This window comes from Pararhizobium sp. (assembly GCF_965279435.1).
GTDB lineage: Bacteria > Pseudomonadota > Alphaproteobacteria > Rhizobiales > Rhizobiaceae > Pararhizobium.
This window is the reverse complement of sequence record NZ_CBDIHY010000003.1, coordinates 3,430,480-3,453,333: the sequence shown is the minus strand read 5'-3', so window position 1 is coordinate 3,453,333 and position 22,854 is coordinate 3,430,480. Positions and strand designations below refer to the sequence as shown.

Here is a 22,854-nt window from a genome sequence, read left to right as displayed (position 1 = left end):
TCAGGCCGCCTGCGCTTCAAGCGATGCGACCCAGCTTTCAAGCGAGGACCGGCGAATTGCGACAATCGCGCCCAATTTCACGGCCGGTAGAATTTTCCGGTAGACAAGCCCGTACACCTGCTTGCGGGACATGCCCAATTCCTTGGCAATCGCGTCCGCGCCCATAATCATCTGTAAATCGTTCTTCATACTTGCTCTCCTTGTCGTCTGCTTCACCAGCCTTTCTCGCTGTTCCTGATGCTTATCTATCCATCCCTGACACCCTTAACAAGGCCTCAAGCTGTTGTTTATGCTCCGCTATTTCCAATCTCACGAAACCCAAACTTCTGGAGTCAGGCTATTGATTCCATAAGCGGATCTGGAATTATTTGGTTTGTGAATTAGAGAAAACTCACGTTGCCAAGCTACTGAAAACGTTGGTTGAAAAATTTTCGACTTTTTTGAACCCGTACCGAAGGGTGGCGGGAAGCGACCGCGCCAGCGGTGCCATCAAGACAACTGCGATTGACAGAAGGCGTGCGCCACGGTATTTCGTGATCCATACTATCAGTTAATCAAGGGGTGGATGAAATGACGGCAATAACAGGATTTAGATATTTGTTTGAGTGCGCGCATTGTGGGGCCGATTTCGGGGCGAACAGACATAACGCCATAACTTGTTCCACAAGTTGCAAGGGTGCCATCTACCGCGACAAAATAAGATTAGAGCGGGCAGAACTCGCAGCCTATAAATCTGCCCGCGTTGGCGAAGCTCTGGCATTGCTTCAGTTGGTGGAGTCCGGGACGTTCGTACTTCCGCCGTCAGATCAGGCCTGACAATGGCGACGATCACGAAACGGCATTGGAAAACCAGCAAGGGGGAAGATCGAGAGGCGTGGGTGTTGGCCTATACCGACCGCCAAGGAAAGCGCTACAAGGAGAACCACGCCCGCAAGAAAGAGGCCGAGGCTCGCCGCGTAGAAGTCGAGGGTCAGATCAGTACGGGCGCGTTCCGGGCCGATGCCGCGAAAAAGACGGTCGGGGACGCAATCGACGCCTACGGAAAAGAGCTCGACAAGCGCCTAAAGGAAGGCAGCGCCACTCGCATGTACGTGAACAACACCAAGGGACAGCTTGACGCGCACGTGCGACCGACAATGGGCCACCTGAAGCTTGCCGAAACCACAGCCCGCAATGTCAACGATTTGATTGACACCATGAAGGATAACAGCGTGGGCCTTCCGACCGTCCGGCGCGTTATCGGGGCGCTTTCCCGAACGTTGCAGTATGCCGTGGGACAGGACATGGCCGCCGGGAACGTTGCGAAGGGTGTTCGCGTGACTGCCCCGCGTGGAACTGGCAATGCCAAAATCGTGCCGCCGAGCAAGGAAGAGTTCGCCGCACTATTGAAAGCAGCCGATGAAATGCCAAAGCCCCGCAGCCTTCAGCCGGTCGCCCTCGCCTTGCGCATCCGTTTTGCTGCACGAACTGGCATGAGGGCGAGTGAGCAATGGGCCACGCGCTGGAATTGCCTTGACCTTGAAAAAGGCTCTGTGACCGTCACTGCTCGCGTGGATGCATTCGGACAAATCGACACTACAAAAACCGAAGCAGGGCAGCGGACGGTAAAACTCAGCAAGGCGCTTGTTGTTGACCTGAAGGAATGGCGCACGGTGACGCGATACAAGGGTGATGACGATTTCGTTTTTCCAGATGCGCAAGGCGGCTTCACCCGGCACACCAATTTCAGCAAAAGGTTTTGGAACCCGCTTGTTAAAAAGGCTGGCCTTGATCTAGGCTGGCATAGCCTGCGGCACTACGCGGTCAGCACGTGGATTGAAGCAAATGCGCAGCCGAAAGCCGTACAGACGCTTGCGGGCCATGCTACATTCCACATCACAATGAGCCGCTATGGGCATATGTTCCCGTCCGAAAACCATGCCGACATGATGGATGGAATTGACGTGTAGTGCCCGGCGTTATTCAGCGTTTCCGGGCGTTCCCCCGCGTTCCATGGCGCACAAATGGAGCACAACGCCCGCAAAGCCTTATTTTGCGGGATTTATCTAAAGCCTTTTAATCAGTAGGTCCAGGGTTCGAATCCCTGCGCTCTCACCAAACATCATAAAATCAATAGTTTAATGACTTGATAGATCGCGGTGACAGGCGACGCTGGGGCGCAGTCTGGACGTCCGTTGCACCAACGTTACTGTAACGTACTCCCGGCCGACTTAAAATTGTGGTTTCCTGCCTCAACGGACGCGGAGGTTCCCACATGCAGTTTTTCAATTCTCTCACAGCAGCATTTCTGGTCATCCTGTGCACGGGAACGACGGTGTCCGCTCAGGAGCACGAGGACATTAACGCGGCGAACAATCCGCTGACGCCGAAAATCACCATCAATTTTCACAACTACTTCATTCCGGATTTTATCGACGTTCCTAAAGACAAACATGCCAACCAGTTTCTTTTGCGCGGCCTCATTCCTTCGGATGCTTTTGGGCTGCCGCAGTTGATACGCTTCACGCTGCCTGTCGCCACTTCACCGGGCGTGCCGGACGGCTATGTCACGGGTATCGGCGATCTGACGCTGATCGACCTGTTCGTGCTGCCAAAGGCCGGCGATGTCACATTCGCGGCAGGGCCGGTTCTGGTAATCCCGACGGCGAGCGAAGACGAGCTTGGCAGCGGCAAGTGGCAGGCCGGTGCTGCGGGCGTCGTGGTCGCGCCGCAAAGCTGGGGTCTTCTCGGCGGCCTTGTTACCTATCAGGCGTCGTTTGCCGGAAGCGATCTGCGAGACGATGTCAATCTTCTGACAGTGCAGCCCATCGTCAACGTCAACCTGGACAAAGGCTTCTATCTCCGCTCTACGGCGACCTGGAACTTCAATATGGAAAATGGTGCGAGTTGTATTCCGGTCGGCCTGGGTATCGGCAAGGTGTTCCAGCTCGACAAGGGCATCACGATGAACGCCTTCGTCGAACCGCAATATACCGTCTGGCACGACGGCCCCGGCGCACCCCGGTGGCAGATTTTCGCCGGCCTGAATTTTCAGTTTCCCATCGGTAATCTGCGCTAGCTTATGTGTGCCGAGACGGCAGTAGCGATCAGATACCCTACCCCGTTTCCGGCGCACCTTCGTAACCGAAAGCCTTCAAACCAAAACAGCGTCACCCGTAAAGGCGACGCTGTTTTGGTTTCACCGTCTCGACCAGTAGCAGCCGGGACGGTTCTAATTTTTCAATCGACTTGGGCTGGTTAGCCGCGACGATAGTAGCCGGGCCGTTCCGGGTTGTATTCAGGAACTTCGCAGCGCGGGTCGTTGCTGCAGCGGCGATCGTCACCCCTGCGGCCATCCCGCTCGCGCCAATCCGCGCGGCCGCCATCATTGTTGCGATCGCGCCGGCCATTATCCCGGCCTTCCGAATCATCGCCCCGGTCACGCCAGCGCTCATTACGGTTGTAGCGCTCGGAATAATCGCGCGGCCGCGAATTGTAGCCGCCGTCTTCGTAGGAAACGCCTTCGCTGACGCAGCCAGCAAGCATCAAGGTCGAAAGGCCGATTGCGGCCGCCAGAATCATCGTTTTCATTGTCGTTGCGCTCTCCATTCAAACGAGAGATATGGCCGCTTCAGGGTTGCGGCAAGAGGGAATGATGATTGCCGCCTTGCTGTTGATGAAATCACCCAATTTTGGCGCCGTCTCTCAAGCCGATTGCGAAGGTGCTGACGGCAAATACCGGCCCGCAACCTCTCAGTGAAGGCCTTGGCGCAGTGTCATGGGGCTCGCGCCATATTGACGTTTAAAGGCGCGAGAGAACGACGACAGGCTATCGAAACCGCAGCGCAGAGCGACCTCGCGGATGCTCAGCTGCGTATCGCTAACCAGCCGCTGCGCTGCCTGCAGCCGCAGCCGTAGATAGTAGCTTCCGGGGCTGATACCCAGCGCCCTGGCAAACCGCATTTCCAGATGACGCTGCGATTGCCCGGCACGAAGCGCAAGCGCGGTTATGGACAATGGCCGGTCAAGCGTCCGTTCCATCAGCCGGATCGCTTTGGCGAGCTGCGGATCAAGCGCTTCCATGCGGCCGAGCGATACCAGCGGCTGGGCATCTGTTGCGGCATGTGTCTCGTCGTAGACAAAGATACTCGCCACATCGAGCGCCACGGATGAACCGAAACGCTGCCGGATCAGGTGCAACATCATGTCAAAGGTCGGCGATGCGCCGCCGGAGGTCCAGAATTTTCCATCGGTCACGAACCGGTCTGCCCTGACGCTCACGTCCGGAAAAGCCAGCGCGAAATCCTCCAGCTCCTCCCAATGAGCTGTTGCTGTTCGGCCGTTGACGAGCCCGCAGCGAGCCAGAAGCCAGCACCCGGATTCGATACCGGCGACAACGAAAAAATGCCGGGCCGCGGCCTGCAGGCCGGCAATGAAGGGTTTTTGCGCATAGCGGTCCAGATTGAAACCGCCGATGATCAGCAGGCAGTCACCCTGGTCCCGCGCCGAAAACACCCCATCGACCGCAATCGCGACGCCGCAGGTCAGAAGAACGGGTTCACCATCGGGAGACAGGATTGTCCAGTCGAACAGGATCTTGCCGGCCACCCGGTTTGCGGCGCGCATCGGATCCAGCACCGAGGCCAGCGACATGATGGATGATTCGGGCAGGACAACAATCACAACCTTGACATGATGATCGGGAGTTTTGGGTAACAACATCCGATAAATGTCAAATTTTCTGCGCTTTATGTCAAATGGATTGGCGTTGCTCAGGCATGATGCGCCGGTAAGACCTCCCGTCCGCAGCTGGGTTAGCCTGCAGATGTCTGGATATTCCCCAACCGATCTTTACCGGACGGGTCGAACGGCAGAGATGCCTTCGGCCCGTTTTTTTTCAAAACCATCGTTTCAGAATAATGTGCTTTGTTCTGCCACTATCGTCTCCGGTTCCGGGGCGATCGGCTTCGATTTCAATGCAGCCTGCAGCTTACTGACAGCAAAAAATACCGTCAGCCCGGCAGTCAGCGCAATGGCTGCGATCAACCAATGGCTGAAGCCGAGAGCCAGGTCATTCGCACAAGCAAGCCACCTACCGGCCCAGTCGTCAGACCACACCTCGCCGCGTGACAGAACGATTGTTCCGGCGGCTATCTGCGACGATGCGATAGCAGCGCAAGACTGGATCATTAGGTGCCTGGTGCAACACCGAAGGCTGCAAGGAACGAACCGGACAACCGTGCGTTCCTGCTGCGGCCCAACAAACAGGCTCAACGGAGGAAATTCACATGCTGCGTGCTGGTCTCTTATGGTTCCTGGGTGTTCCCCTTATCGCCGTTATCGTCATCTGGATGCTGTATTTCTAGCGCGGGAGGCCATGATGAAAAATCCACCCGTCCAAACGCCTCCCCACTGCGGCCCGGCCGACTACCGCAATTTCATGGTACGAGAATTACTAATTTGGCTCGTCGGCGTCCCAGTACCGATTGCCGCTGTTATCGGCTTCTTCGTGCTGTAATTCTGAAGCCCGCCCCGACGGCTCTGTGGTTATGATGATAGCGGGTTGACCGTTCAACAACCTTCGCTCATCCTTACAGCAACAGGAGGGCGACCATGATTACTGGCTCACAATGCCGCGCGGCACGCGCACTTGTCGAAATATCACGTCAGCTCCTGGCAACATTGTCCCGCATCGACGAGACCATAATCGCCCGCTTCGAACGGAAGCTTGAAAACCCTGCCGACGAGATCATTCTTGCCCTGCAAACTGCCTTGGAAGCAGCCGGAGCGTTGTTCATCGAGGAAGGTGAACACGGACTTGGCGTCCAGCTCAAATTTACCCGCTCGGAGGCACGCCGTCTTTCCGTTCTCGAAAGCGAAGGCGGCCTGGTCGCCAATGACGAGGTTCCGGGCGTTTAGGGATTTGGGTTTAGATAATTGGCGACCCCTGCAGGGCTCGAACCTGCGACAACCTGCTTAGAAGGCAGGTGCTCTATCCAGCTGAGCTAAGGGGCCGCTTGCAGGAGGTTTCCCTCCTTGAACCGGCAGTCCGTCCGGGATCAATGTGTCCAGGGCTGCGTGCGGCTAAAGCGGAAATTATCGCTATAGGACACGCTCTTGCGGGTTGGTTCCTTCGGCGCGATAACGCGGTATTCGATGCCATTGCGTTCGGCATAGGCAACGGCCTGTTCGGCGGTCTCGAATGTCAGCTTGACCTGCTGGCGCATGTCGGCCGAGCTTGTGTAGCCCATGATCGGGTCGATGGTGCGCGGCGTTTCCTGATCGAACTCAAGAACCCACAAATTCGTCTTGGCCTTGCCAGACTGCATGGCGGTTTTTGCGGGTCGATAGATTTTCGCGGACATATTTTTGGCGGCTCCACCATGGTTCACTGCTGACGGCGGCGCGACGCGCTGCCAGTCTCTGCGCATTGCCTTAGCGCAGAACGAATTAAAACGGAATGACCTTGAAGCGTTATATCCGCCGATTTTGCCGCCTGTACCGTTTCGCTGCATAAAGCTGCTGCTCGGCGCAGAATGCACGATCCCATAAGAGGCCGAAGCCTCGTTCGATACCGATGCAATAAATTGGGAAAAGTCGATGGTCGGAGTGGAGAGATTCGAACTCCCGACCCTCTGGTCCCAAACCAGATGCGCTACCAGGCTGCGCTACACTCCGTGACCCGTCGATGGCCGGGAGATACACGCTTCCCCCTGCCCCTGCAACACCTAAATTGCACAATTCCACAGACGGAGTGAAAGGAATCAATTTGTTTGTTTAAGGCTGCGAACCGGAGATGCGGGCGCTGTCGACAATATCGCCAGGAGCGATGCCGAGGCGATTGACGGTTCCGCCGTTCAGCTCGAGAACGAAGGAGACGGGAACGCGGGAATCGATAATCGATTCGGACTGCGGCACGGCATTTTCGCGAATCGTTTCGATCTTGCCATCCTTGGCGATGAACAGCATGTCGAGCGGAAGATAGGTATTCTTCATCCACATCATCACCTGGCGCGTCACGCCGAAATCAAACAGCATGCCGTGATCGCGCGCCATGTGGCGGCGGTTCATCAGGCCTTGTGATCTTTGATCATTGTCCACCGCCAGTTCGACGGTGAATTTATGCAGCTTGCCGCCGGTTGCGATGATCTGCAAAGGCGCAGTCTCGAAAGTGACCTCAGCTGCGGCGGCCCAAACCGGCACAAGCCACAAAAAAAGCGCCACAAGGGCGCTTCCAGCGAGGCGCGGGAGACGCGCGCTCATCAATGTGCCCGGCCAATCGGCGCCGGCACGTCCGGATGGATCTCTGCAGCCATCAGACCCTTGTCCCCATCACCGAAGCGCACCAGAACGGTCTGCCCCGGGCGCAGCTCGGTAAGCCCGAAACGACGCAAGGTTTCCATATGGATGAAAATATCCTCAGTCCCATCACCACGGGTCAGGAAGCCGAACCCCTTCGTACGGTTGAACCACTTGACCAGGCATCGCTCCAGCCCGCTGGTCGGCGTCACCTGAACATGGGTCTTGACCGGCGGCAGCTGCGACGGGTGGATCGCTGTCGACTGGTCCATGGAAAGAATGCGGAAAGCCTGGTAGCCGCGGTCGCGCCGTTGAATAAGGGCAACCACGCGCGAACCTTCGAGCACCGTCTGGTAGCCATCGCGGCGCAGGCATGTGACGTGAACGAGAACATCCTGCATGCCGTTATCGGGAATGATGAAACCAAACCCCTTGGCAACGTCGAACCATTTGATGACGCCGGTAATTTCAACCAGATCGAGAGCGTCATTGGCAAAATCGTCATCCGGCGTGACGTCCTTTGCTGAAATTCTATCCGCCATTGCCTGTCCAGCCCCTCGATTACGCGTCACATCATTACGGTTAACTGATTCTTGACGATCAGAATAACATCGTCCCGCCGCTTATGTGCAAGCCCCCGGATGAAATTTGCCGTCGAACCACACTAGCCGTTCAGCCTTGCCTCTGGCTGGTTGTCGGCTAAATATAACCCATCTTCCGCAAAACAAGGATATTCCAATGCGTTATCTGCACACGATGGTTCGCGTCAAAGATCTGGACGCGTCACTTCACTTCTGGGCCAAGTTGTTCGGCCTTGTGGAAATCCGCCGTTACGAGAATGAAAAGGGCCGGTTCACCCTGGTTTTCCTCGCAGCCCCCGCTGATCTCGATCATGCAAAGACTGAATTGTCGCCGTGCCTGGAACTCACCTACAACTGGGACACCGAAGATTATAGCGGCGGCCGCAATTTCGGACACCTCGCCTATGAAGTCGACGACATCTACGCAACCTGCCAGCACCTGATGGACAACGGCGTCACCATCAACCGGCCGCCGCGAGACGGCCACATGGCTTTTGTCCGCTCGCCGGACGGCATCTCCATCGAAATCCTGCAGAAGGGTGAGAACCTCCCATCGCAGGAACCCTGGGCCTCGATGGGCAATACCGGCGCTTGGTAAGCCCGGCACAATGCGGCTGGGCTATATCTGGATCTAGCTTTCCAGCACTGGCGATGGTTGGGCTCCAACAATCGCCAGTGTCAGCGCAGGTTTACAAATAACGGGACGTTCATTAGAATCCGAACGATACGTTAATGGGATGAAAGTGCATGCGCGTCAGGCTGGCTAGAACTTTCCTCCCAGTTGAACCGATCGAATCGCAATGGACGAGACGTGGCAATTCGTAAAAGGCCACGCTGATCGTGCGGTTTGAAATATCCTGATGAAAGGCCATGACGGCAAGTGTCGCCCGGCCCGCATTAAGTGGGGATCCAACGTTGCGTCCTATCCTACAAAAGGCGGCGATGATTCGCGGCCTCAGCTGCGCTTTTGCGCTGAGTGTGTCGGCCATGATGTTGTCGGGTTGTGTCACAGCCGCCAAAGACACGGCCGAAGCAGCATCCGCAGACGCCGTGGTGCCAGTCGTCGCCTCCGCTGATGCAGCCCAAGCGGCACCCGGTTCCTATCAGGATCAGCAGGTCTCTGCGGCCGGCGCCAATGCACAACAACAGCCTGGGGCTCAGGCGAACGCGATGATGCCAGCACCCAACAATGGGCAGCCGTCATCACTGACAATGCAAAGCACCGGCCTCAACGCAACGTCGAACAGTATTTTTGCCGTCCAGACGCCAAATGCAGCGCCTGTTCATGATGCAGCGGCAGCAGCAGGCAATGCGCCGCTGCCGGCCGGGCAAGCCACGGGCGTCAATCCCGCAACAAACAGTCTTTTCAACAGCGGCCAGCCGGCACCCAACCAGCCCCCCCTGCCGCTTGAAGGCGCAAGCAATGCCGATGGCTCTGCCGCAACCCAACAGGTGGCAAGTGCGCAGATTGGCGCAGACGGAACGCCGCTTCCCGTTGCCGTGCCCATCCCGACCAGCAGCGTCAGCATGCGCGGCGGCCGCCTGCCGCAGTCTGCCGCCGTGCAAACGGCATCGACGGAGGGGCTCAACAGCACGCCAGCCGCGATTGCCGATTCTAAAAACTCGCAAAACAGTGAAGATACCCCGGACGAAGCGGAAAAACCGCTGACACTGGCGGCTCTGTTCGCCGCCAAACGCAAGAACCGAAGCCAGTTCAGCAATGACCGTTTCGCCAAGGCGCCCGAGAAAAAGACAATAGTGGCCAGCGACCTGAAATCCAGCCAGACCGCCGCGCTCGGGTTCACCGCCCTGCCCGGCGTGCGCACAACGTCGATGTATGCCACTGTTGACGATTCGCAACCCGGACATGATGACGATAGTCCCGCAGTCGAAATGGCATCGTTGTCCGGTCTGGCGCGCCTAGCGCCAAACGGGCTCGTGCTGCAAACCGAAAAGGTGGAAACGGGCTGTTTCCAACCCGACCTGCTGCAGGTCCTGAAGGTCATTGAAACCCATTATGGCCGCAAGATCATGGTGACGTCCGGCTTGCGTGATCTGAAACACAATGCCAGCGCCGGCGGACGAAAGCACTCCCTGCACACGACATGCGAGGCTGCCGACATCCAGGTGCCGGGCGTGAGCAAATGGGAGCTTGCAGACTATCTGCGTACCATTCCCGGCCGCGGCGGGGTCGGAACCTATTGCCACACGGAATCCGTACACATCGACACAGGTGAATCCCGCGACTGGAATTGGCGTTGCCGCCGCCGCAAAGGCTGACGGCAACCAACTGTTTTAATTGAGTAATTCGTCAAAACGCCAAAAACGACGCGTTATCAGAACTTTTTTACAGGAAAATGAAATTTGCCGCTTGCGGTATTCAAAACCCCTGATTATAAGACGCCCACACAACGGATGCGCCCTTCGTCTATCGGTTAGGACACCAGATTTTCATTCTGGGAAGAGGGGTTCGACTCCCCTAGGGCGTACCATTGTGAACCTCCCCGACAGTGATAATTCATGCCTGCCGCTCGCTGAAAACGCGATGCGAGAGGCATTTTGCGGCGTCTGAACCTTCCCTGTTTTGCCGCTGATTTTACTGCGAAAAATCCTTGAAAAAATGCGATTTAGCGCTTGCAGCATTCGAGATGTCTGACTATAAGACGCCCACACCACTGATGCGCCCTTCGTCTATCGGTTAGGACACCAGATTTTCATTCTGGGAAGAGGGGTTCGACTCCCCTAGGGCGTACCATGGTTCACCAATTTCCCCAGATTGAAGTATAGACATGCGACGCCGGTAACGGCCGCTCAGAATGCCTTTGCGGCGTCGATGACCCGCAACTGCACGCGGCGCGTTCCCTGCCACATGTCCGCCGATATCGAGGCTGCCACATGCAGCGACATGCCACGCTCAGACAGCAGCAAGTCGCCCAGCGGCGTCTCCAGGGCGCGGAATGCGATGCCTTCGATCCTGGAGCCGTCCTGGCCTTCCAGCGTCACTTTCACATGATTGGCACCGACCTGACGCGAATCGCGCAAGCGATGGGCCGGCAGCGCAAAGATCGGCTGCGGATGCCCTGCCCCGTATGGGCCTGCCTGCTCAAGCTGATCGACCAGCGCCAGATTGGCACCGGCAGCGCCCAGGGCGCCATCGATCTTCAGTGTTTCAGCCGAGACGAGGTCCTTGACGGTGTTCTGCGCCTTCTCATCGAAGAAGTGCCGCAGCTTGCCGAGATTGGCGCGCTCAACGGTCAGGCCAGCCGCCATCGCATGACCGCCGCCTTTGATCAGCAGGCCGTTATCAACGGCCGCGCGAACGATCTTGCCAATATCGAAGCCGCTGATCGAGCGGCCTGAGCCCGTTCCCTTGCCATTCGCATCAAACGAGATCGCAAAGGCCGGACGGCGGAATTTTTCCTTCAGACGTGCAGCCAGAAGGCCGACAATGCCCGGATGCCAGTTTTCGCGGGCCGTGACGATGATCGAGGCCGATTCACCGGTACCGTATTCCGCCAGCGCTTCGGCTTCCGCCTCGGCCAGCATGGCGACTTCCATCACCTGGCGCTCGCGGTTCAGTTCGTCGAGTTTCGCGGCGATTTCTTCGGCGGCGCCTTCGTCCTCCAGCGTAAGCAGGCGGCTACCAAGTGCTGCATCGCCGATACGTCCGCCAGCATTGATTCGCGGGCCGATCAGGAAGCCGAAATGATACGGCGTCACCGGGCCGCCGAGCCCGGCCTTGCGAAACAGCGCCGACAGGCCCGGGTTCTGCATATGCCGCGCGGCAACCAGTCCCTTCACCACATAGGCCCTGTTCAGGCCCTTGAGCGGTACCACGTCACAGACGGTTGCCAGCGCTACGATGTCGAGCAAGGCGAGCAGATCGAACGAGGCGACGCGTTTGTCACCGGCTTCGCGCAATTGCCGCACGGCATTGACCAGAACGAGGAAGACGACACCAGCCGCACAGAGATGTCCCTGCCCCGATAGATCGTCCTCGCGGTTGGGATTGACCAGCGCCATACATGGCGGTAACTCCGCGCTGACCTGATGGTGATCGATAACGACAACATCGATGCCCCGCGCTTCGGCAGCGGCCAGCGATTCATGGCTGGTCGAGCCGCAATCGACCGTGACGATCAATCGGGCACCATTGTCGATCAGTTGATTGATGGCCGTGGGGTTGGGGCCGTAGCCTTCGAAAATGCGGTCGGGAATATAGATTTCCGCATCGACGCCGAAATGACGCAGGAACCGGAACATCAGCGCCGAGGATGCGGCCCCATCGACATCGTAGTCGCCGAAGATGGCGACCTTTTCCCGCGCCCTGATCGCGGCGATGATACGGGCAGCGGCCTTGTTGCAATCAGTCAGCGTATCGGGGTCCGGCATCAGCGAGCGGATGGTCGGATCGAGGAATGCCACCGCATCGTCCATCGTCACCCCGCGTCCGGCAAGTACCCGGGCGATGAGATCGGAAAAACCGTGAACCTGGCTGATGGCCAGCGCGCGGTTCTGCCCGGCCTGATCCAGCCGCGATACCCAGCGCTGGCCGGTGACCGAACGCTCGACATTGAGAAACGCCCGCTGGACGGGATCTTGCACATCACTCATCGTACACCCATGATTTTTGACCGTTCGTACGCGGGTTTTGCATCAGGCGCAAACCGCAACGAAAACGGCCCCACCCGGATACAAGCCGGATGGGGCCGCAAGACATTTATCTGCAATTTCGGATCAGGCCGTCTTTGGCCGCTCGATGCGGATAACCTGCGGTTCGCCGACCAGATAGCCCTCGCCCTTGATCGAGGCGACAGCCTTGCGAACCGATTCCTCGGTGGTCGCGTGGGTGACGAGAATGATCGTCTGCGGACCATCAGGATCGACAGGCTGCTTGGAATGCTGAACGATGGATTCCAGCGAAATCCGGTTTTCCGCCATGCGCGTGGCAATGCTTGCAAAGACACCAGTCTTGTCGAGAACCTTCAGGCGAATGAAATATCCGCCCTCATGGCTCTGGATCTGCGCCTGCTTGTAAGGCAACAGCGCCGTGACGGGACGGCCGAACGCCGGCACATGCTGGGCGCCCGGACGGCTCTTGGCAATGTCGGCGATGTCGCCAAGCACTGCGGATGCGGTCGCATTGCCACCTGCACCCGGTCCGACCATCAGCAGCTCGCCGAGAATGTCAGATTCGATCGCCACCGCATTGGTGACGCCGTCAACCTGCGCAATCACCGAATCGAGCGGCACCATGGTCGGATGCACGCGCTGCTCGATACCGCTGTCGGTGCGCTGGGCAACGCCCAACAACTTGATGCGATAGCCGAGATCGGCGGCCGCATGGATATCGTCGATCGAGATATTGGTAATGCCTTCGAGATAGATGTCATCGGCGGCTATCGCCGTTCCGAAGGCTAGGCTGGTCAAGATGGACAGCTTGTGGGCGGTATCGTTACCCTCGATGTCGAAGGCCGGATCGGCTTCGGCATAGCCCAGGCGCTGCGCTTCCTTGAGGCAGGCCTCGAACGACAGGCCTTCCTTCTCCATCTTGGTCAGGATGTAGTTGCAGGTGCCGTTCATGATGCCGTAGACGCGCGAAATCGTGTTGCCCGTCAGCGATTCTCTCAACGCCTTGATCACGGGAATGCCACCAGCGACGGCAGCTTCATAGTTCAACAGCGCGCCATGCTCTTCAGCCAGACCGGCAAGCGCAATGCCGTGGGAGGCCAGCAACGCCTTGTTGGCGGTAACAACATGCACGCCGCGCGAGAGGGCAGCTTTGACGGCGGAGAGCGCCGGTTCACCGGCACCGCCCATCAATTCGACGAAGACGTCGATATCGGCGGTCTGGGCCAGTGAAAGCGCATCGGCATGCCATTCAATGGCGGAAATATCGACGCCGCGATCGCGGTTCCTGTCACGTGCCGTGACAGCGGTAATTTCGATGGCCCGGCCGCATGTCGTCGCCAGCGCCTCGTGGCGCTCCTGGAGAATACGCACGAGCGAGGCACCAACAGTTCCCAAGCCCGCAATGCCGATTTTAAGGGCATCTGCCATACACATTTCCTAACATTAACATATCGAGAGCGCTCCGCCTGACACGGCGGAGCCAATTTTGAGGGTACCGGAAATCCGGTGCCTCAGCGGTGAGCGTTCAGCGAAATGACGTTGTGCAACGTATCGTCGGCTGTCGACAGAAACTTCTTGAGGCTGCGGGCGGCCTGGCGAATCCGGTGTTCGTTTTCGACCAGCGCGATGCGGATATAGTCATCGCCCTGCTCGCCGAACCCGATGCCGGGCGCCACGGCAATATCTGCCTTTTCGACCAGAAGCTTGGAAAATTCCAGCGAACCGAGATGACGGAATTTTTCCGGGATCTTTGCCCAGGCAAACATCGTGGCAGCCGGCGGCGGGATCTCCCATCCGGCCTTGCCGAAGCTTTCAACCAGCACATCGCGGCGGCGCTTGTAAATGTTGCGGACTTCGGCAATATCCGAACCATCGCTGTTCAGCGCATGGGTCGCCGCCACCTGGATCGGGGTGAAGGCACCGTAATCGAGGTAGGACTTGACGCGCGTCAGGGCTGCGATCAGGCGTTCGTTGCCGACGGCAAAGCCCATGCGCCAGCCGGGCATGGAGAACGTTTTCGACATCGAGGTGAACTCGACCGTATTGTCAATCGCGCCTGGAACCTCCAGAACCGACGGCGGCATCACGCCGTCGAAATAGATTTCCGAATAGGCCAGATCCGACAGGATGACGATGTCGTGCTTTTTGGCGAAGGCCACGACTTCCTTGTAGAAATCGAGCGTTGCCACATGCGCCGTCGGGTTGGACGGATAGTTGATGACCAGAGCGATCGGCTTGGGGATCGAATGACGGATCGCCCGCTCGAGCGGCGGGAAGAACGTGTCGTCCGGTTCGACCGAGATCGAGCGGATTACCCCGCCGGTCATCAGGAAGCCGAAGGCATGGATCGGGTAAGTCGGGTTCGGGCAGAGGATCACGTCGCCGGGGGCGGTGATCGCCTGCGCCATATTGGCGAAGCCTTCCTTGGAACCGAGCGTCGCAACGACTTGGGTATCCGGGTTAAGCTTGACGCCGAAACGGCGGGCATAATAGGCGGCCTGCGCGCGGCGAAGGCCTGGAATGCCCTTGGAGGACGAATAGCGGTGGGTACGCGGATCCTGCACGACTTCACACAGCTTATCGACGACGGATTGCGGGGTCGGAAGGTCCGGATTGCCCATGCCGAGGTCGATGATATCAGCTCCACCCGCTCGCGCGCTGGCTTTCAAACGGTTGACCTGTTCGAAAACGTAAGGCGGCAGACGCCGGACTTTGTGAAACTCTTCCATCTCTAAACCTCGTCTTGCGCCGTCCCCGTGCCGGAATCATGCGTGCAAGGAGACGCGCGCGGTGCAATCAGGCCCACGCGGCCATGAAACGCTTTGCGTCCAAATCAGCCGAAACGCAAGCGCTATTTCTGTATCTGCTTCAGCGTATCGGCACCGTGATTGGCGGCCAGCAGCTGCAGCTCCTTCAGGCGGCGCTGATATTCCGCTTCGGAGATTTTACCGGACGAGCGGGCAGCCCCAAGCGCCGTCAGCCGCGCCGACTGGCTTGCAGCCTCTTCATTGGTCATCTGAGCGCCAGCTGCCGGCAGTTTGCCTTCGATGACCGGATAAACATCAGCAGGAATCGGCTTGGCCATGGTGGCCGAATAGATCGACGGCTGCTCTTCGACTTTTGTCGACGTGCAAGCGGCAAGAGCAAGCACCAAACCTGCCATTCCAAAGGCCGTCACTATCCGCGTCATCACTGCTTTCCCCGACTTCGTCATCTCGCCCCTACCCGGTACCTTGGTTGAAACTCTGACCGAAACCGGTGGGCCATCAATGTGCCCCGAGTCCAACATGCGCTGGCACTTGTAATCATTTTAAGGCAGAATGTAAAAAGACAAAACAAACAAACATCTGTGGAGGAAACTGGGTGGCAGAAGACAGGAAGACCGAGGGCCAGACCGGCACCAGCACGGATGGTTTTCCCGGTTTCGACCCGAAATCAGTCGATCCCTATATCGTCAAGGACCCGGAAGCCTTCACGGTCAATCTCGCCCGCACGGTCGAGCAACTCGGCAAGGCCGCATCAGCCTGGCTTGCACCGCGTGAAAGCGGCCAAAAGACCGACATGGCCGGCGACCCGATGGTCGACATGGTCAAGACCCTTTCCAAAGTATCAGAATACTGGCTCTCCGATCCCAGGCGTACGCTTGAAGCCCAGACCTACCTGATGGGGAGCTTCTTCTCGATGTGGACGCGCACCCTGCAGAGAATGGGCGGCGAGACGGTCAGCGATCCCGACGATGTGCCGCGCAACGACAAGCGGTTTTCAGATGCCGACTGGGTCGCCAATCCGTTCTTCGATTTCCTGCGCCAGGCCTATTTCATCACGTCCAACTGGGCCGACAAGATGGTGCGCGATGCCGAAGGCCTCGACGACCATACCAAACACAAGGCCGCCTTCTATGTGCGCCAGATTTCCAGCGCGTTGTCGCCTGCCAATTTCGTGACCACCAATCCGCAGCTCTATCGCGAGACCGTCGCCTCCAGCGGCGCCAATCTGGTCAAGGGCATGCAGATGCTGGCCGAGGATATCATCGCCGGCAAAGGCGACCTGAAACTGCGCCAGACCGATGTCAGCAAGTTTGCGGTCGGCGAAAATATCGCGATCACGCCCGGTAAGGTGATCGCCCAGAGCGATGTCTGCCAGGTGCTGCAATATGATGCCGCGACGGAAACCGTGCTGAAGCGGCCGCTATTGATCTGCCCGCCGTGGATCAACAAGTTCTATGTGCTGGATCTCAACCCGCAAAAATCCTTCATCAAATGGGCGGTTGATCAAGGCCATACCGTCTTCGTCATCTCCTGGGTCAATCCGGATGAGCGCCACGCCAACAAGGATTGGGAATCCTATGCCAGGGAAGGCATCGGCTTTGCGCTCGACACCATCCGTCAGGCGACCGGTGAAGAGGACGTGAATGCGATCGGTTACTGTGTCGGCGGCACCCTGCTTGCCGCAACGCTTGCCCTGCATGCGCAGGAAGGCGACACGCGCATCCGCTCCGCCACGCTGTTTACCACGCAGGTCGATTTCACCCATGCCGGCGATCTCAAGGTGTTTGCCGACGAGGAGCAGATCGCCCAGATGGAAGAGAAGATGAAGGAGACTGGATATCTCGACGGCTCGAAGATGGCGATGGCTTTCAACATGCTGCGGGCGTCGGATCTCATCTGGCCCTATTTCGTCAACAACTACCTGAAGGGTCAGGAGCCCTCCGCCTTCGACCTACTCTACTGGAATTCCGATTCCACCCGAATGCCTGCGGCCAACCATTCCTTCTATCTGCGCAACTGCTATCTGCAGAATAACCTCACCAAGGGCGCGATGGTGCTGGCCGGCAAAACGCTCTCGCTCGGTGACGTCAAAATCCCGATCTACAATCTCGCAACCAAAGAAGATCATATCGCCCCGGCAAAATCGGTTTTCGTCGGCAGCCAGTTTTTTGGGGGTGACGTTACATATGTGATGTCCGGCTCCGGCCATATCGCTGGCGTCGTCAATCCGCCGGACAAGGGCAAGTACCAGTTCTGGACCGGCGGTCCGGCCACGGGCGATTTCGACGATTGGGTGAAGACGGCGAAGGAAACGCCGGGTTCCTGGTGGCCGCACTGGCAGACCTGGATCGAAACACTTGACGGCGAGCGCGTGCCTGCCCGCAAGACCGGCGGAAATCTCAACTCTCTTGAAGAAGCGCCGGGCTCCTATGTCCGCGCCCGCGCCTGATCAGATAACGGACACCTCATGCTCTTCGACAGGCCATTGGTGCCCGCCGTCCTTGTCCAGCGCTACAAACGCTTCCTGTTCGATGCCGTGCTGGAAGATGGGCGCGCGATCACCGGCTCCTGCCCTAACACCGGATCGATGCGCGGTCTGACGACGCCCGGCTCACGCATCTGGCTGTCCGAGCATGACAGTCCGACGCGCAAATATCGGCACATGTTCGAAATGGTCGAAGTCGACGGCACCGTCGTCGGTATCAATACCGGCCTGCCGAACAGGCTGGCGGAAGAGGCGATCAAGGCCGGACAGGTCGGCGATCTGCATCTCTATTCTTCCCTGCAACGTGAACAGAAATATGGCCGCAATTCCCGAATAGACATGCTGCTGACCGATCCCGAACGCGGGCGTGCCTATGTCGAGGTCAAGAACGTGCATTTCAGCCGCACGCCGGGTCTGGGCGAATTTCCCGACAGCCCGACCGCGCGTGGTGCAAAACACCTGGAAGAACTCGGCGACATGGTGGAGGCCGGCCATCGTGGCATCATGATCTATCTGATCCAGCGGGACGACTGCGCCACGTTCAGGATATGCTGTGATCTCGACCCGGTTTACGCGAAGGCCTATCGCCGGGCAATGCAGCGCGGGGTTGAGGCCTTCGCCGTCAAATGCCGGGTTTCACCGCAGCAAATTACGCCTGACGGCCTGATCCCGATAGACGAACCCGCCTGTGCTGATCTATGACATCAGTGAAAGACAACTGAAAGTATTGTAATGGTCACCTATATCGAGGCAGCGTCAGCGCCCTACAAGAATACCGGCGTTATCCGCCTCTATACGCCCGAGGATTTTGCCGGGATCAAGCGTGCCTGCCAGATCACCGCGCACTGCCTCGACGAGCTGGCAAGCCGCGTCAAGCCGGGCGTGACGACCGACGAGATCGACCGTTTCGTGTTCGACTTCGGCATGGATCACGGCGCCCTGCCCGCAACGTTGAATTACCGCGGCTACACCAAATCGTCCTGTACCTCGATCAACCACGTCGTCTGCCACGGTATTCCCAACGAGAAGCCGCTGCGCGAAGGCGACGTCGTCAATATCGATGTCACCTACATTATAGATGGCTGGCACGGCGATTCCAGCCGGATGTATCCGGTCGGCGAAATCAAGCGCGCCGCCCAGCGCCTCCTCGAAGTCACCCATGAATGCCTGATGCGCGGCATCGCCGCCGTCAAGCCCGGCGCACGCACCGGCGCCATCGGCGAAGCCATCCAAACCTTTGCCGAAGCGGAGCGGTGTTCGGTGGTCCGTGATTTCTGCGGCCATGGCGTCGGCCGGCTGTTTCATGATGCGCCGAATATCCTGCACTATGGCCGCGCCAACGAAGGCCCGGAAATGCGCGAAGGCATGATCTTCACCATCGAGCCGATGATCAATCTGGGGCGTCCGCATGTGAAGGTTCTGGCCGATGGCTGGACCGCCGTCACCCGCGACCGGTCGCTGTCGGCGCAATATGAACATGCTGTCGGCGTTACCGCCACCGGCTGCGAGATTTTCACCCTATCGCCTGGCGGCCTCGACCGTCCGGGCCTGCCAACATAAGGTTTGCGATGACAAAGCTCCCTTTTTCTTCCGACGGCGATCATTCGCAACCGGCTGATGAAAGGGGCTTTTTCGCCGAACAGCAACCGAAGCGCTCCAGCCTTGGCGTGCCGCCTGTTCAACAGGACGATGCGCACTATCATGGCCATCGGGACCGTCTGCGCACGCGCTACAAAGACCACGGTGACACGGCGCTGGCCGATTATGAAATCCTCGAGCTTCTGCTGTTTCGCTTAATCCCACGCCGCGATACCAAACCAATCGCAAAGGCGCTGCTTGAGCGCTTCGGAACGCTCGCCGGTGTGTTCGGCGCCTCGCCTGCCTTGCTGCAGGAAGTAAAGGGCATCGGCGAGGCAGTGGCCTTCGATCTGAAACTGACCTCGACCGTTGCCCACCGGACACTGAAGAGCGAGCTTAAAGGCAAGCAGGTTCTGGCCTCCTGGTCATCGGTGATCGACTATTGCCATGCCGCCATGGCGCATGAGACCCGCGAGCAGTTCCGCATTCTCTTCCTCGACAAGCGCAACGCGCTGATTGCCGATGAGGTGCAGCAGACCGGAACCGTTGATCACACGCCGGTCTATCCGCGCGAAGTGGTCAAACGCGCGCTCGAACTCTCCGCCACCGCCCTTATTCTCGTCCACAATCATCCTTCAGGCGACCCCACTCCTTCCCGGGCCGATATCGAAATGACCAAGATGATCGTCGATACGGCAAAGCCTCTGGGGATCACCGTTCACGATCACATCATCATCGGCAAGGATGGTCATGCAAGCCTGAAGGGGCTACGGCTGATCTGATCCTAGCGGCTCACAGCCACTTCGCCCGCCGGAACATGCGGTAGAGCATACTGCAGACGACGAAGATGAAGGCGAGAACGACGAAATAACCATATTTGAATTTCAATTCCGGCATGTCGTCGAAATTCATCCCGTAGATGCCGGCAATCGCGGTCGGTACCGCAAGGATTGCGGCCCAGGATGCGAGTTTGCGCGAAATTTCGGTCTGCTCCGACTGGCCGATCATCAGGCTAGCCTCGAAGGTAAAGGCCAGAACCTCGCGCAACGTGTCGATATCCTCCTGCACCCGCCGGACGTGATCTGTCACGTCGCGGAACAGTGCGTGCAGTGTTGCATCCATGCCGGGCAGATCGAGATGCTCGTGGCGGCGGCAGACATCGACCAAGGGAACGACGGCGTTGCGCAGGCGCAACAAGCTGCGGCGCAGGAAATAGAGACGCTCGATGTCTTTTTTGTTGAGCCGGTCGCGCAGGACGCGTTCTTCCAGTTCCTCCACTTCCGCATGGATGCCCTCCACGACGGGCATGTAGTTGTCGACGATGAAATCGAGGATGGAATAGAGGATGTAGTTCTCGCCATGCGCCAATGCGGCTGGCGAAGCCTCGCAGCGTTGCCGGACCAGATTGTAGGATGTTGACGGACCATGGCGGACCGAGACCACATAACCACGGCCAACAAACAGATGCGTTTCACCAAAGACGATCTCCTCGCCCATCATGTGCGCCGTGCGTGCCACCACGAAGATGGCATCGCCGTAGATTTCCAGCTTGGGGCGCTGATGCGCATGACCCGCATCTTCAATGGCCAGCTCATGCAGGCCGAATTCCGCCTGAACCTCGCGCAGCAGCACTTCATCCGGCTCATGCAGGCCGACCCAGACCACCGCCTTCTCACGGCCCCTCCATTGGTGCGCATCCTTGATCTCGATATCGCGGATGCGCTGGCCGTGTTCATAGACGGCGGCGGCAATAACACCGGGGCGGCTGCGCGGTTTTGCGGGCGGCGCCTTGACTGTGTCCGGCGACGCATCGGTTTCGCTTTCCTGCCGACCCTCTGCTTCCTGCAAGGCCATGACAGATCTCCCTTCCCAAATCGCAGTCCAGACCGGCCTATCGCTGAAAGCACTCTCCTCGCCGCAGACAGCAGGCTGCTCCGGTCAATATAATCGCTTTTAGTAAAATAAGCATCGGTAAGCCTCGGGCATGTTCCCAAGGCTTTATTAAACTGTAAGATTGACGATATAGACGCTTGCGGGCGACATTTGCCGCAACGCACAATGATTCTCCTCCATCATCGGAAACGCGTCATGAACCAGTACGATCTCGTGGTTGTCGGCAGTGGACCTGCAGGACGCAGAGCCGCCATTCAGGCCGCCAAGCTGAGCAAGAAGGTTCTGGTCATCGAACAGGGCAAACGTGTCGGTGGCGTCTCGGTGCATACCGGTACCATCCCCTCCAAAACCCTTCGCGAAACCGCACTCAACCTCACCGGCTGGCGCGAGCGCGGCTTTTATGGACGGGCCTACCGGGTCAAGGAAGAGATCAGCGCCGAAGACCTTCGCCGCCGCCTGCTGATCACGCTTGATCACGAGGTCGAGGTGCTGGAACACCAGTTTGCCCGCAACCGCGTTCAGCACATTCGCGGCAAGGCCAGTTTCATCGACCCGCAGACGATGCAGATCCTCAAGGAAGATGGTGAAATCATTCAGGTTTCCGCCACCAGCATCTTGCTTGCCGTCGGCACGAAACCATTTCGCCCAGATTACATTCCCTTCGACGGAAAGACGGTTCTCGATAGCGACGAGTTGCTTGAAATCAAGGACCTGCCCCGCTCGATGGCCGTGATCGGTGCCGGCGTCATCGGCATCGAATATGCAACGATTTTCAGCGCTCTCGATACGCAGGTCACGCTGATCGATCCGAAATCCACCATGCTCGATTTCATCGACAAGGAAATCGTCGAGGACTTCACCTATCAGCTGCGCGACCGCAACATGAAACTGCATCTCGGCCAGAAGGCCGAAAAGGTCGAGCGGTTGCCGGATGGCAAATGCTCGATAACGCTCGATAGCGGCCGCGTCATCATTTGCGAAATGGTGCTGTTTGCCGCTGGCCGCATGGGCGCCACCGATTCGCTCAACCTGGAAGCCGCTGGTCTTCAGGCCGACAATCGTGGCCGCCTCAGCGTCAACCCCGAGACCTTCCAGACATCGGTTCCGAACATTTATGCGGCAGGCGACGTCGTGGGCTTCCCAAGCCTTGCCTCCACCTCGATGGAACAAGGCCGTATCGCAGCGCGTGTCGCCGTCGGCGCGATCGCCAAGGAGCCGCCGAAATTCTTCCCCTATGGCATCTATGCCGTTCCGGAAATCTCGACCTGCGGCCTGACGGAGGAAGAGGTCAAGGAGCGCGGCATTCCTTATGAATGTGGCATCGCCCGTTTTCGCGAAACATCGCGCGGCCACATCATGGGACTTGATTCAGGGCTCTTGAAGCTGATCTTCTCCTTGAAGACCCGGCGCCTGCTCGGCGTTCACATCGTCGGCGAAGGTGCTACCGAGCTCGTGCATATCGGCCAGGCCGTGTTGAACCTAAAGGGCACCGTCGAATATTTTGTCGAGAACACCTTCAACTATCCGACCCTGGCCGAAGCTTACAAGATTGCCGGCCTCGATGCAGGAAACCGCATGGGTGAGATCACACCGAAGGTCTGAACGCCGTCTCGGACCACGGCGCTTGCCGCATCAACGG

22 protein-coding genes and 4 tRNA genes are annotated in these 22,854 nt (G+C 58.3%); 13 read left to right on the top strand and 13 right to left on the bottom strand.

Features of this window, described 5'->3' with window-relative positions; all coding sequences use genetic code 11:
• Positions 1 to 189 (bottom strand): helix-turn-helix transcriptional regulator, encoded by a 189-nt coding sequence (locus ACQY8Q_RS22540; protein WP_428428631.1) that lies wholly within the window; start codon positions 187 to 189, stop codon positions 1 to 3.
• 629 nt (positions 190 to 818) lie between these two features.
• On the opposite strand from ACQY8Q_RS22540, the gene ACQY8Q_RS22535 reads away from it, so the two are divergent.
• Together ACQY8Q_RS22535 and ACQY8Q_RS22530 are read left to right on the top strand one after the other, a co-directional pair.
• A complete protein-coding gene (locus tag ACQY8Q_RS22535) occupies positions 819 to 1,949 on the top strand; it encodes a tyrosine-type recombinase/integrase (protein WP_428428630.1) in 1,131 nt (376 codons plus the stop codon).
• A 305-nt stretch (positions 1,950 to 2,254) separates the two neighbouring features.
• Entirely contained in the window at positions 2,255 to 3,058 is an 804-nt protein-coding gene (locus ACQY8Q_RS22530) for a hypothetical protein (protein ID WP_428428629.1), read from the top strand.
• A 179-nt stretch (positions 3,059 to 3,237) separates the two neighbouring features.
• On the opposite strand, the gene ACQY8Q_RS22525 is transcribed toward ACQY8Q_RS22530, so the two are convergent.
• Entirely contained in the window at positions 3,238 to 3,570 is a 333-nt protein-coding gene (locus ACQY8Q_RS22525; RefSeq protein WP_428428627.1) for a hypothetical protein, read from the bottom strand.
• Between the two features lie 162 nt (positions 3,571 to 3,732).
• Positions 3,733 to 4,701 (bottom strand): GlxA family transcriptional regulator, encoded by a 969-nt coding sequence (locus tag ACQY8Q_RS22520; RefSeq protein ID WP_428428626.1) that lies wholly within the window; start codon positions 4,699 to 4,701, stop codon positions 3,733 to 3,735.
• Positions 4,702 to 4,708: 7 nt separating this feature from the next.
• On the opposite strand from ACQY8Q_RS22520, the gene ACQY8Q_RS22515 reads away from it, so the two are divergent.
• A complete protein-coding gene (locus tag ACQY8Q_RS22515) occupies positions 4,709 to 5,497 on the top strand; it encodes a hypothetical protein (protein WP_428428624.1) in 789 nt (262 codons plus the stop codon).
• Positions 5,498 to 5,592: 95 nt separating this feature from the next.
• Entirely contained in the window at positions 5,593 to 5,898 is a 306-nt protein-coding gene (locus tag ACQY8Q_RS22510; RefSeq protein ID WP_428428623.1) for an XRE family transcriptional regulator, read from the top strand.
• Between the two features lie 19 nt (positions 5,899 to 5,917).
• Here ACQY8Q_RS22510 and ACQY8Q_RS22505 read toward each other — a convergent pair.
• The 5 genes from ACQY8Q_RS22505 to ACQY8Q_RS22485 all read right to left on the bottom strand — a co-directional run bounded on the left by ACQY8Q_RS22505 (position 5,918) and on the right by ACQY8Q_RS22485 (position 7,820).
• Positions 5,918 to 5,994 (bottom strand) — tRNA-Arg (locus ACQY8Q_RS22505).
• Between the two features lie 44 nt (positions 5,995 to 6,038).
• Positions 6,039 to 6,344, bottom strand: a complete 306-nt coding sequence (locus tag ACQY8Q_RS22500) for an ETC complex I subunit (protein ID WP_428428622.1) — start codon at positions 6,342 to 6,344, stop codon at positions 6,039 to 6,041.
• A gap of 236 nt (positions 6,345 to 6,580) precedes the next feature.
• Positions 6,581 to 6,657, bottom strand: a tRNA-Pro gene (locus ACQY8Q_RS22495).
• A gap of 99 nt (positions 6,658 to 6,756) precedes the next feature.
• On the bottom strand, positions 6,757 to 7,242 hold the full coding sequence (locus ACQY8Q_RS22490) for a DUF192 domain-containing protein (RefSeq protein ID WP_428428621.1): 486 nt from the start codon (positions 7,240 to 7,242) through the stop codon (positions 6,757 to 6,759).
• Positions 7,242 to 7,820: a cold-shock protein gene (locus ACQY8Q_RS22485; protein ID WP_113243629.1), complete on the bottom strand. Its 579-nt coding sequence runs from the start codon at positions 7,818 to 7,820 to the stop codon at positions 7,242 to 7,244. Before ACQY8Q_RS22485 ends, ACQY8Q_RS22490 begins: the two co-directional genes overlap by 1 nt.
• 196 nt (positions 7,821 to 8,016) lie before the next feature.
• On the opposite strand from ACQY8Q_RS22485, the gene ACQY8Q_RS22480 reads away from it, so the two are divergent.
• From ACQY8Q_RS22480 to ACQY8Q_RS22465, 4 genes are all read left to right on the top strand, one after another.
• Positions 8,017 to 8,457 (top strand): VOC family protein, encoded by a 441-nt coding sequence (locus ACQY8Q_RS22480; RefSeq protein ID WP_428428619.1) that lies wholly within the window; start codon positions 8,017 to 8,019, stop codon positions 8,455 to 8,457.
• A gap of 344 nt (positions 8,458 to 8,801) precedes the next feature.
• Positions 8,802 to 10,139 carry a YcbK family protein gene (locus ACQY8Q_RS22475; protein ID WP_428428617.1) on the top strand — a complete coding sequence of 446 codons (1,338 nt, stop codon included), beginning with the start codon at positions 8,802 to 8,804 and terminating at the stop codon, positions 10,137 to 10,139.
• 137 nt (positions 10,140 to 10,276) lie between these two features.
• A tRNA-Glu gene (locus ACQY8Q_RS22470) sits at positions 10,277 to 10,351 on the top strand.
• 188 nt (positions 10,352 to 10,539) lie between these two features.
• Positions 10,540 to 10,614, top strand: a tRNA-Glu gene (locus tag ACQY8Q_RS22465).
• A gap of 56 nt (positions 10,615 to 10,670) precedes the next feature.
• Here the strand turns inward: ACQY8Q_RS22465 and recJ are convergent.
• From recJ to ACQY8Q_RS22445, 4 genes are all read right to left on the bottom strand, one after another.
• Positions 10,671 to 12,473: a single-stranded-DNA-specific exonuclease RecJ gene (gene recJ, locus ACQY8Q_RS22460; protein WP_428428615.1), complete on the bottom strand. Its 1,803-nt coding sequence runs from the start codon at positions 12,471 to 12,473 to the stop codon at positions 10,671 to 10,673.
• A gap of 123 nt (positions 12,474 to 12,596) precedes the next feature.
• The gene (locus ACQY8Q_RS22455) at positions 12,597 to 13,919 is read right to left on the bottom strand and encodes a homoserine dehydrogenase (protein ID WP_428428613.1); all 1,323 of its coding nucleotides are present in this window, start codon (positions 13,917 to 13,919) and stop codon (positions 12,597 to 12,599) included.
• Between the two features lie 83 nt (positions 13,920 to 14,002).
• Entirely contained in the window at positions 14,003 to 15,220 is a 1,218-nt protein-coding gene (locus ACQY8Q_RS22450; protein ID WP_113243624.1) for an LL-diaminopimelate aminotransferase, read from the bottom strand.
• 122 nt (positions 15,221 to 15,342) lie between these two features.
• Complete coding sequence (locus tag ACQY8Q_RS22445; protein WP_428428611.1) at positions 15,343 to 15,681, bottom strand: SHOCT domain-containing protein; 339 nt, start codon at positions 15,679 to 15,681, stop codon at positions 15,343 to 15,345.
• Positions 15,682 to 15,854: 173 nt separating this feature from the next.
• Here ACQY8Q_RS22445 and phaC point away from each other — a divergent pair, with 173 nt between their 5' ends.
• From phaC to radC, 4 genes are read left to right on the top strand one after another with little or no spacing between them, the layout of a single operon-like run.
• On the top strand, positions 15,855 to 17,708 hold the full coding sequence (gene phaC, locus ACQY8Q_RS22440; RefSeq protein ID WP_428428609.1) for a poly(3-hydroxyalkanoate) polymerase subunit PhaC: 1,854 nt from the start codon (positions 15,855 to 15,857) through the stop codon (positions 17,706 to 17,708).
• An 18-nt stretch (positions 17,709 to 17,726) separates the two neighbouring features.
• Positions 17,727 to 18,446, top strand: coding sequence for a DNA/RNA nuclease SfsA (sfsA, locus tag ACQY8Q_RS22435; protein WP_428428607.1), 720 nt, complete (start codon positions 17,727 to 17,729; stop codon positions 18,444 to 18,446).
• A 30-nt stretch (positions 18,447 to 18,476) separates the two neighbouring features.
• Positions 18,477 to 19,304: a type I methionyl aminopeptidase gene (gene map / locus ACQY8Q_RS22430; RefSeq protein WP_428428605.1), complete on the top strand. Its 828-nt coding sequence runs from the start codon at positions 18,477 to 18,479 to the stop codon at positions 19,302 to 19,304.
• An 8-nt stretch (positions 19,305 to 19,312) separates the two neighbouring features.
• On the top strand, positions 19,313 to 20,104 hold the full coding sequence (gene radC, locus ACQY8Q_RS22425; RefSeq protein WP_428428603.1) for a RadC family protein: 792 nt from the start codon (positions 19,313 to 19,315) through the stop codon (positions 20,102 to 20,104).
• A 10-nt stretch (positions 20,105 to 20,114) separates the two neighbouring features.
• On the opposite strand, the gene ACQY8Q_RS22420 is transcribed toward radC, so the two are convergent.
• Positions 20,115 to 21,176 (bottom strand): magnesium and cobalt transport protein CorA, encoded by a 1,062-nt coding sequence (locus ACQY8Q_RS22420; protein ID WP_428428601.1) that lies wholly within the window; start codon positions 21,174 to 21,176, stop codon positions 20,115 to 20,117.
• A 234-nt stretch (positions 21,177 to 21,410) separates the two neighbouring features.
• Between ACQY8Q_RS22420 and sthA the strand changes: the two genes are divergently transcribed.
• Positions 21,411 to 22,817, top strand: a complete 1,407-nt coding sequence (gene sthA / locus ACQY8Q_RS22415) for a Si-specific NAD(P)(+) transhydrogenase (RefSeq protein WP_428428599.1) — start codon at positions 21,411 to 21,413, stop codon at positions 22,815 to 22,817.
• Positions 22,818 to 22,854 lie beyond the last annotated feature (37 nt).